The sequence below is a fragment of the Sulfitobacter sp. HI0040 genome (assembly GCF_001634885.1).
GTDB lineage: Bacteria > Pseudomonadota > Alphaproteobacteria > Rhodobacterales > Rhodobacteraceae > Sulfitobacter.
In genome coordinates this window covers 1-4324 of record NZ_LWEX01000071.1, presented here as the reverse complement: position 1 = coordinate 4324, position 4324 = coordinate 1, and the positions used below count along the sequence as shown (strand labels likewise).

The 4324-nt window shown below is 62.4% G+C and carries 5 protein-coding genes and 1 riboswitch; of the genes, 1 reads left to right on the top strand and 4 read right to left on the bottom strand.

Annotated elements, in window-relative coordinates; all coding sequences use genetic code 11:
- Together A3728_RS05840 and metZ are read right to left on the bottom strand one after the other, a co-directional pair.
- On the bottom strand, positions 1–571 hold a 571-nt coding region (locus A3728_RS05840), incomplete at its 3' end, for a GTP cyclohydrolase, FolE2/MptA family (RefSeq protein ID WP_201722297.1).
- A gap of 100 nt (positions 572–671) precedes the next feature.
- The gene (gene metZ / locus A3728_RS05835; protein WP_067921106.1) at positions 672–1856 is read right to left on the bottom strand and encodes an O-succinylhomoserine sulfhydrylase; all 1185 of its coding nucleotides are present in this window, start codon (positions 1854–1856) and stop codon (positions 672–674) included.
- Between the two features lie 65 nt (positions 1857–1921).
- A riboswitch (SAM riboswitch) is annotated at positions 1922–1998 on the bottom strand.
- A gap of 87 nt (positions 1999–2085) precedes the next feature.
- Here metZ and A3728_RS05830 point away from each other — a divergent pair.
- Positions 2086–2787: a glutathione S-transferase N-terminal domain-containing protein gene (locus tag A3728_RS05830; RefSeq protein WP_067921104.1), complete on the top strand. Its 702-nt coding sequence runs from the start codon at positions 2086–2088 to the stop codon at positions 2785–2787.
- Positions 2788–2792: 5 nt separating this feature from the next.
- Here the strand turns inward: A3728_RS05830 and A3728_RS05825 are convergent, their stop codons facing one another.
- Both A3728_RS05825 and A3728_RS05820 read right to left on the bottom strand, forming a co-directional pair.
- Complete coding sequence (locus tag A3728_RS05825) at positions 2793–3398, bottom strand: inner membrane-spanning protein YciB (RefSeq protein WP_067921102.1); 606 nt, start codon at positions 3396–3398, stop codon at positions 2793–2795.
- A gap of 11 nt (positions 3399–3409) precedes the next feature.
- On the bottom strand, positions 3410–4312 hold the full coding sequence (locus tag A3728_RS05820) for a DMT family transporter (protein WP_067921108.1): 903 nt from the start codon (positions 4310–4312) through the stop codon (positions 3410–3412).
- Positions 4313–4324 lie beyond the last annotated feature (12 nt).

Below are 4324 nucleotides of genomic sequence, written 5' to 3'. Positions count from 1 at the left end.
CCGACAGGCCCGAGCGCAGGCTTTCGATCCGCGCGGGGAAGGAAAAGCGCATCTGCAGCCGGGCATCGGGGCTTTCAAGATCGGCGATATAATCATCCAGCGCCGCTTCCATGACCTCGAAGCTGAAGGTCGATTCAGCGTGTTTGTAGAAACTGCGCATGATGCGGGACATGTTGATGCCCTTCTTTTCCGCATCGAGGCTGACCGTCCCCGTCACGGAAGTTTCGAGCGTGAGGTCCCCGCCGTCCCGGGTGTGGTAGCGGATGGGAAGCCGGAAGTTGGAGATACCCACATGCTGGATTTGCGCCTGGGCGCCCCGGATGAGGCTGGCCGGTCCGTTCTGCAGATCCGGCAGGGTGGCCCTGTAGTTGTCGCCCGCGCGGAAGTCATCGGGATAGCTGCGTTCAAAGACGGGATAGGCGTTCTCGCCCCCGGCGAGCGGTTCCAACTCCCGCGCCATGGCTTCGCGTTCGGCGGGGCTCGCCTGCCGCGCCCAGTCACGCAACGTGGCGAGCGCTGCCTTCGCCTCAGCGTCTTCCGGTCCGTCCGAGAGCGGGGTAACGATATTCATAGCGCAGCCCTTCCGATGCTTTTCACGCCAAACCTAGGCGTTCCGGCCACGAAATGCGAGGCTCTAGGACAAAGGGTCGCGCTGGCCCTGCCGTGGGCTGTCAGACGGCCTCTTTCAACGCCTGCTCCAGATCGGCGATCAGGTCGTCCGCATCCTCCAGCCCGATGCTGAGCCGGACGAGACCGGGGGTGATGCCCAAAGCGTCCTTCTGGTCCTGCGGCAAACGCTGATGCGTCGTGGTTGCGGGATGGGTCAGGATCGTCTTGGCATCGCCAAGGTTGTTGGAGATGACACCGACCCGGCACGCATTGAGAAAGCGGAAAGCGCTGTCCTTGCCGCCCTTGACCTCAAGCGCCAGTACCGTGCCGCCCTGCCCCATCTGCGCCCTGGCCAGATCGGCCTGGGCGTGGTCCGCAAGGCCCGGGTAGATCACCCGCGTGAGCGCGGGATTACCCTGCAAGGCCTGCGCGATGGCCGCTGCCGTGGCGGCCTGCGCTTTGACCCGCAGGCTCATGGTCTCAAGCCCTTTCAGCATGATCCATGCGTTGAAAGGGCTCATGGAGCCGCCGGTGTGCTTCATGTAAGGCTCCACCGTCTTGCGGATGAACTCCCTGCTGCCGAGGATCACGCCGCCGAGGGCGCGGCCCTGCCCGTCTATATGTTTCGTGGCGGAATAGATGACCACATCGGCCCCCTGTTCCACCGCCCGGGAAAAGACCGGCGTGGCAAAGACGTTGTCCACCAGCACCGTGGCCCCCTTGGCATGGGCGAGCTTGGCCACCGCTTCAATATCGACGATCTGCAGGGTGGGGTTGGACACGGATTCGAAAAAGACCGCGCGGGTATCATCGCGGATCGCGGCCTCCCACGCGGCCAGATCGGTGCCGTCGACAAAGGTCACGTCGACCCCGTAGCGCGTCAGCACCTCTTCGAGCACATAAAGGCAGGAGCCGAAAAGTGCGCGGGAGGATACCACGTGATCGCCCGCCTTCAGCATCGACATCAGCGCCCCGCTGACCGCCGCCATGCCGCTGGCGGTGGCAAAGGCGTCCTCCGTCCCTTCAAGTGCTGCGATACGGTCCTCGAACATGGCGACGGTGGGATTGCCGTAGCGGGCATAGATGAATTCATCGGGGCCGGCCTGCTGAAACCGGGCTTCGGCCTGTTCGGCGCTGTCATAGACGAACCCTTGGGTGAGAAAGATCGCCTCGCTCACTTCACCATACTGGCTGCGGCGCGTGCCGCCATGAACGGCCTTGGTGCGCGGATTCCAATCATTACTCATTGTGCATTTCCTTTCCGGCCCGCCATTGCGGACAACAAAAAACCCCAGACGCGGTCAAGCGAAAGGGGTCTTTCATCCTGACCTTTTAGCGGTTTGTTTAACGTGGCCCGCAATCCGGTAACAAATCGCCACGGCGCTTTGCTACGCCTGCCGCACCGCTTCGTCAACTGGCTGCTTGCTTGCACCCGGGCCAGATTGCGCCATGATGCCCCCAACACCGGAGACCGGCATGACCCAGACAATTCAACTTTACTACTGGCCCACCCCGAACGGCTGGAAAGTCTCCATCGCGCTGGAGGAAATGGGCCTGTCTTATGACACGCATCTGATCGACATCGGCGCGGGCGACCAGTTCAAGCCCGAGTTCCTCGCCATTTCGCCCAACAACCGGATGCCCGCCATGACCGATCCCGAGGGGCCGGATGGCGCGCCGATCTCGATCTTCGAATCGGGGGCGATCCTGCAGTATCTCGCCCGCAAGACCGGCCAGTTCACCGGCCGGACAGAACGGGAGCGCATCGCGGTGGATCAATGGCTCATGTGGCAGATGGGCGGGCTGGGCCCGATGGCCGGTCAGGCGCATCACTTCCTGAAATACGCGCCCCGGATGGACCCTCCGCAGGACCTGCCCTATGCCAAGGACCGCTACCGGGCCGAAGTCGCGCGCCTTTATGGCGTGCTGGACCGGCAGTTGGCGGAAAACGAATGGGTCGCCGGTGATTTCCTGTCGATCGCCGATTTCTCGATCTGGGGTTGGGCGTCGCTCTGGGAAGGTCAGCAGCAGACGATGGACGACAAGCCGCATATGGCCGCATGGCTGGACCGGATGGCCGCCCGCCCCGGCGTACAGGCGGGCCGTGCCCTTTATGCCGAAAAGCGCGGCGACATCGGGGCCGACAAGAAGGCGCAGGACAAGCTTTTCAAGCGCTAGCCCGATCAGCCTTCCGTCTTGTCGGTGCCATAGGTCTGCAAAAGCCTCCCCTGCGACATGAAGAAGACGAAGACTGCCGCCGTCAGCCCGAAGGTCTTGAAATACACCCATGTTTCCGTGGGAAAGCTGCGCCAGACGATTTCGTTGGCCACCGCAAGACCGAAGAAGCACAGCATCAGCCGACGCGTCAGGATCAGCCAGCCCGCATCCTGAAGCGGCACCATCTCTTCCATCACGAATTTCAGATAGGACTGGCCGCGCATCAACCCCACGGCAAGAATACCACCGAAGAGCAGGTAGATCATCGTGGGCTTCATCTTGAAGAACCGGTCGTCATTCAGCCAGACGGACAGACCGCCGAAGATCACCACCAGAATCACCGTCGCCACCTGCATCCGGCTGATCCGTCCGGTCAGCATCCACAAAAGCCCGGTCGCCGCCACCAAGAGCGGGATGAAGGCGGCAGTGACGACGATGAACCCGTCGTATTCTGTCCCGCCGATCAGGAACTGGCGGTCCTTCAGCCGCAGGTAGGCGAGAAAGAACAGCAGCACGGGGCCATATTCCAAGGCCGACCGCAGGAAGGGGTTGATCTCTTTCGTCTGGGGCATATCGGTATCCTTCATCCACCCATCTCCACTATCACAGCACCGGCGGCGATCAATGCCATCAGGGCGATCCGTCGCGGCCCCACGGTTTCTTTCAGAAAGACAACACCGATGACGGCAGCAAAGACGGTGGAGGTTTCGCGCAGGACCGCCGCCTCCCCCACCTTGTCGAGCCGGGTCGCCATCATGATCGACCCGAAAGACATAATGCCGATCACGCCGCCGAAAAAGCCGCGCGCGAAAAGCGGGCCGAGGTCCGGGGGATGGTCCATGCGCAACCATCGCCGCGCGGCGATGAAGGGCATGATCACCCCATCGACCACAAAGAACCACGCAAGGAAGGTAAAGGGATTTTCCGTCGCGCGGATGCCGTAGGCGTCAAAGGTGGTGTAAAGCGCCACGAAAAGACCGGTGAGCACGGCAAACCCGAGTGCGGCGTTCAGCGTGTCCCGCTCCGTCTCAAGGAAGATGAGGTTATAGACCGCGAGCCCGAAGATCCCCGCCAGCAGGACTGCCACGCCGACCCATTGCAGAAAGGTGAACCGTTCGGCGAAGATCACATAGGCCCCCAGCACCGCAAAGAGCGGCCCGGTTCCGCGCACCACCGGATAGACCACCGTGTAGGCCCCCTTGGTATAGGCCCATGCCTGCAACAGCTTGTAGATCAGGTGGATGATCCCCGCCCCAAGGAAGATCAGCCACATGTGCGGCTCGGGCCATGGCACGACGAAAAGCGCGAAGGGCAAGGCTATCGAAAGAAAGAATACGTCGATGGCTCCGCGGGTGAGCCATGGATCGTGCCGCCCCTTTTGCAGCGCCCCGAAGACCGCGTGCAGAAAAGCTGCCGACAGTGCCAACCAAAGCGCCAGCCGATGGCCCGCCTCGCTGGCCTCGATACCGGAAAGCCACTCACTCATCGCGGAACCGCC

Bases quoted from the DNA above. Each gene is read 5' to 3' on its own strand.
- A3728_RS05830 (WP_067921104.1), top strand. From the start codon at position 2,086: ATGACCCAGACAATTCAACTTTACTACTGGCCCACCCCGAACGGCTGG.
- A3728_RS05825 (WP_067921102.1), bottom strand. From the start codon at position 3,398: ATGCCCCAGACGAAAGAGATCAACCCCTTCCTGCGGTCGGCCTTGGAA.
- metZ (WP_067921106.1), bottom strand. From the start codon at position 1,856: ATGAGTAATGATTGGAATCCGCGCACCAAGGCCGTTCATGGCGGCACG.
- A3728_RS05820 (WP_067921108.1), bottom strand. From the start codon at position 4,312: ATGAGTGAGTGGCTTTCCGGTATCGAGGCCAGCGAGGCGGGCCATCGG.